The 4,573-nt window shown below is 72.5% G+C and carries 3 protein-coding genes; all 3 read left to right on the top strand.

Annotated elements, in window-relative coordinates; all coding sequences use genetic code 11:
- Positions 1-159 precede the first annotated feature (159 nt).
- Positions 160-1,482 carry an acyltransferase family protein gene (locus tag VR44_RS36100; protein ID WP_045951887.1) on the top strand — a complete coding sequence of 441 codons (1,323 nt, stop codon included), beginning with the start codon at positions 160-162 and terminating at the stop codon, positions 1,480-1,482.
- A 28-nt stretch (positions 1,483-1,510) separates the two neighbouring features.
- Entirely contained in the window at positions 1,511-3,310 is a 1,800-nt protein-coding gene (locus VR44_RS36105) for an ABC-F family ATP-binding cassette domain-containing protein (RefSeq protein ID WP_045951888.1), read from the top strand.
- A 500-nt stretch (positions 3,311-3,810) separates the two neighbouring features.
- On the top strand, positions 3,811-4,573 hold a 763-nt coding region (locus VR44_RS36110), incomplete at its 3' end, for an outer membrane protein assembly factor BamB family protein (protein WP_157880516.1).

Consider the following 4,573-nt stretch of genomic DNA (forward strand, 5'->3'; position numbering starts at 1 on the left):
GTACCGGGGTCAGGGGCAGCGCCCCTGGGAACGGGCGAAGGGCGGGGCGGGGAGGAGCCCCGCGCAGCGGCCCCCCCCCGTGCCACCCACCGGTACCTAGGCCGCGGATGAGTAGCCGCGCCCTGTTCCCCGTCGCCCCGCGCCGCGAGCGTAGGGGACATGACAGCCAGCGCACGCGAACTCGCCGACGCCACCCCCGCCACGCGCGACCGGTACGTGGACCTGCTCCGCGTCGCCTCCCTCGGGACCGTCGTCCTCGGCCACTGGCTGATGGCCGCCGTCAGCGCCGACGGCATGGGGAACCTGCTCGCCCTCGTGCCCCGGCTCCAGGTGCTCACCTGGGGGCTGCAGGTCATGCCCGTCTTCTTCTTCGTCGGCGGGTTCAGCCACGCCCTCTCGTACCGTTCCCTGGAGCGCCGCGCCGCCGGCCGGCCCGTGTACGCCGCCTTCCTGCGGGCCCGGCTGCGCCGCCTGCTGCGGCCCACCCTCGTCTTCGTCCTCGTGTGGGCCGCCCTCGCCCTCACCGTGCAGCTCGCCGGCGCCGACCGGGGCCCGCTCGCCGGGGCAGCCCTGCGGATGGTCACGCAGCCGCTGTGGTTCATCGGGATCTACCTCGCCATGGTGGCCCTCACCCCACCCCTGCTGCGCGCCCACGCCCGCTGGGGCTGGGCCGCGTTCGCCGCCCTGGCCGGCGCCGCCGCGCTGGTCGACGTCCTGCGCTTCGCGCTCCACGTCCCGTACGCCGAGTTCCTGAACTTCGCCTTCGTCTGGCTCGCCGTGCACCAGCTCGGCTTCCTCCGCGCCGACGGCCGCATCCGCCGCCCCGCCCTCCTCGGCGCCGCAGGCCTCGCCGGGGCGGTGCTCCTCGTCGCCGCCGGGCCGTACCCGCTGTCGATGGTGGGGATGCCCGGCGAGAAGGTGTCCAACATGGCCCCGCCCACCCTCGCCCTGCTCTGCCACGGCATGTGGCTGGTAGGCGCCGTCCAGCTGCTCGCACGCCCCGCCGCCGCCCTCCTCGACCGGCCCCGCGTCTGGCGCGGGGTGGTCGCCGCCAACGGGGTGGCCATGACCGCGTTCCTCTGGCACCTCACCGCCATGCTCGGCGTGTACGCCGCCCAGCTCGCCCTCGGCCTCGCCCTGCCCCGGCCCGCCACCGCCGCCTGGTGGGCGCAGGTCCCGGTACGGATCCTCCTCGCCGCCGCGCTCACCGCCCTCCTCGTGGCCGGCTTCCGCCGCTTCGAGTCGCCCTCCCCGACGGGCGACACCCCCGGCAGCGGCCCCGCCGCCGCCCTCGGCACCACCCTCTCCCTCCTCGGGATCCTCGGCCTGTCCATGACCGGACTCGGCGGGCTGCTGGAGGGGCACACCGCCACCCTCGTCGCCCTCCCGGTCACCGCGCCCGCCGCCATCGGCATGGCCCTGGCGGGCGCCTGGCTGGTGGAACGGTCGGTGTCGGCGCGGAGGGTTAGGCTGAGGGGCTGATCCACACCCTTTCCCTGGAGCGCGTCTGATGGCCGTCAACCTGGTCAATGTCGAGGCAGTCAGCAAGGTGTACGGCACCCGTACCCTGCTCGACGGCATCTCCCTCGGCGTATCCGAGGGCGACCGGATCGGCGTGGTCGGCCGCAACGGCGATGGCAAGACCACCCTCATCCGGATGCTCGCCAAGCTGGAGGAGCCCGACAGCGGCCGGGTCACCCAGAGCGGCGGCACGCGGATGGGCGTCCTCACCCAGCACGACTCCCTCGACCCGACGGCCACCATCCGCCACGAGATCATCGGCGACATGGCCGACCACGAGTGGGCCGGCAACGCCAAGATCCGCGACGTGCTCACGGGTCTCTTCGGCGGCCTGGACCTGCCCGGCTTCGGCCAGGGCCTGGACACGGTCATCGGCCCGCTCTCCGGCGGCGAGCGCCGCCGCATCGCCCTCGCCAAGCTGCTCATCGCCGAGCAGGACCTCCTCGTCCTCGACGAGCCCACCAACCACCTCGACGTCGAGGGCATCTCCTGGCTGGCCGGCCACCTCCAGGCCCGCCGCAGCGCCCTCGTCTGCGTCACCCACGACCGCTGGTTCCTCGACCAGGTCTGCACCCGCATGTGGGACGTCCAGCGCGGCTCCGTCTACGAGTACGAGGGCGGCTACAGCGACTACGTCTTCGCCCGCGCCGAACGCGAGCGGATCGCCGCCACCGAGGAGGCCAAGCGGCAGAACCTGATGCGCAAGGAGCTGGCCTGGCTGCGCCGCGGCGCCCCCGCACGCACCTCCAAGCCCCGCTACCGCATCGAGGCCGCCAACGAGCTGATCGCCGACGTGCCGGAGCCGCGCGACAAGTCGGAGCTGATGCGCTTCGCCAACGCCCGCCTCGGCAAGACGGTCTTCGACCTGGAGAACGTCACCGTCACCGCCGGCCCCAAGACCCTCCTCAAGCACCTCACCTGGCACCTGGGCCCCGGCGACCGCGTCGGCCTCGTCGGCGTCAACGGCGCGGGCAAGACCTCCCTGCTGCGGGCCCTCGCCGAGGCCGCCCGCACCCAGGGCGAGACCCAGCCGGCGTCCGGCGAGATCACCGTCGGCAAGACCGTCCGCCTGGCCTACCTCTCCCAGGAGGTCGGCGAACTCGACCCGTCGCTGCGCGTCCTGGAGGCCGTCCAGCGGGTCCGTGACCGCGTCGACCTCGGCAAGGGCCGCGAGATGACGGCCGGCCAGCTGTGCGAGCAGTTCGGGTTCACCAAGGAGAAGCAGTGGACGCCCGTCGGCGACCTGTCCGGCGGTGAGCGGCGCCGGCTGCAGATCCTGCGCCTGCTGATGGACGAGCCCAATGTCCTCTTCCTCGACGAGCCCACCAACGACCTCGACATCGAGACCCTCACCCAGCTGGAGGACCTCCTCGACGGCTGGCCCGGCTCGATGATCGTGATCTCCCACGACCGGTTCTTCATCGAGCGCACCACGGACACGGTGATGGCGCTCCTCGGCGACGCCAGCCTGCGGATGCTGCCGCGCGGTCTGGACGAGTACCTGGAGCGCCGCCAGCGGATGATCGAAGCCGCCGCCCCGGCTCCGGCCCCGGCCGCCGCGGCCAAGTCGACGTCCTCCGGCGACTCGCGCGCGGCGAAGAAGGAACTCCAGAAGATCGAGCGGCAGCTCAACAAGATGTCCGACCGCGAGACGAACCTGCACGCGCAGATCGCCGAGCACTCCACCGACTACGACAAGGTCGCCAAGCTCGACGCGGAGCTCCGCGAACTCATCTCCGAGCGGGACGAATTGGAGATGCGCTGGCTGGAACTGGCCGAAGAGGCCTGAGCCCGGGGCCCCGTGCGGCCCGATAACAGGCGCGTCACGGGCCGGTCCGCCCTTGGGAACAGGGGTGCGACCGGCCCGTTGCGTACCGGCCATGAGTGATAGAAAGGGTCGGTTCTTTTCGATCTCCGCCGGGTCCCTCCCGGTCCGCCGACCGCCTGAAGCCGAAGGTATGCGCTGATGACCGAGCCGCCCCAGCCGCCGCCGAACCAGCCGCCGCCCCCCTCCGGTTACGGTCACCTCCCGGGGCCGCCGCAGCCGGGTTACGGCTATCCGCCCCCGGGCGGCAACCCGTACGCGCAGCAGCCGCCGACCGTCCCCCAGCCGCTGGTCCAGTCCGGCGGCCACGCCGCAAGGGCCCGGTCATCGTCGCGGCGGCCGTCGCGGGTGTCCTCGTCCTCGGTGCCGGCGCCTGGTTCGCCTTCGGAACCGGCGACGACCCGAAGAAGCCCGCCGCACAGGCCTCCACCCCCGCCGACCCCAAGCCCTCCGCCTCCGCGTCCGTGGACAAGGGCGACGGCAGCGGCAACGGCGCCCCCGAGCAGACCGACCTCAACGCGGGCCGCAAGCCCGGCGAGGACAAGGTGCTGTGGCTCAAGACCGTCAAGATGCAGGGTCCCGGCGCGGGCATCCCCACCAAGGGCCAGTGGGTCGTCGGCGACACCGTCGTGAAGACCGTCGGCACCACCGTCGTCGGCTACGGCGTGGCCGACGGCAAGGAGAAGTGGAAGATCGACGCCCGCACGGAGATCTGCGGACTCGCCCGCCAGACCACCTCCGACGGGAAGACGGTCATCGCCGTCAAGGACGGCACGCAGTCCAACGCCAGCTGCAACCAGCTGAAACTGATCGACCTGAAGGCCGGCAAGGAGGGCTGGACCAAGGAGGTCGCCAAGGAGAGCATCTTCGACGGCGGGTCCAGCGCCGCCCTGACCCTGACCGGCGACACCGTCGCCGTCAACAGGCTCGGCGGCACCAGCGCCTACCGCATCAGCACCGGCGACAAGCTCTTCTCCGGCAAGGTCCCCGAGGGCTGCCAGCCCAGCCAGTACGCCGCCGGCGGCGGCAAGATGCTCGGCATCGCCCTGTGCATGGACGACGACCACATCGTCGAGGTCCAGGACGCCGACCCGGTCACCGGCAAGAAGACCTGGTCCTACCGCCTCCCCAAGGGCTGGAACGTCAACGGCGTCTACTCCGTCTCCCCGGCCGTCCTCGACATCGGCAACCGCGACACCAAGGAACGCGCCGTCATCGCCCTGACCG

It is taken from the genome of Streptomyces katrae, from assembly GCF_000966975.1.
GTDB classification, from domain to species: Bacteria; Actinomycetota; Actinomycetes; order Streptomycetales; family Streptomycetaceae; genus Streptomyces; species Streptomyces katrae.

Coding starts and splice junctions, on each gene's coding strand:
- VR44_RS36100 (WP_045951887.1), top strand. CDS start 160: ATGACAGCCAGCGCACGCGAACTCGCCGACGCCACCCCCGCCACGCGC.
- VR44_RS36105 (WP_045951888.1), top strand. CDS start 1,511: ATGGCCGTCAACCTGGTCAATGTCGAGGCAGTCAGCAAGGTGTACGGC.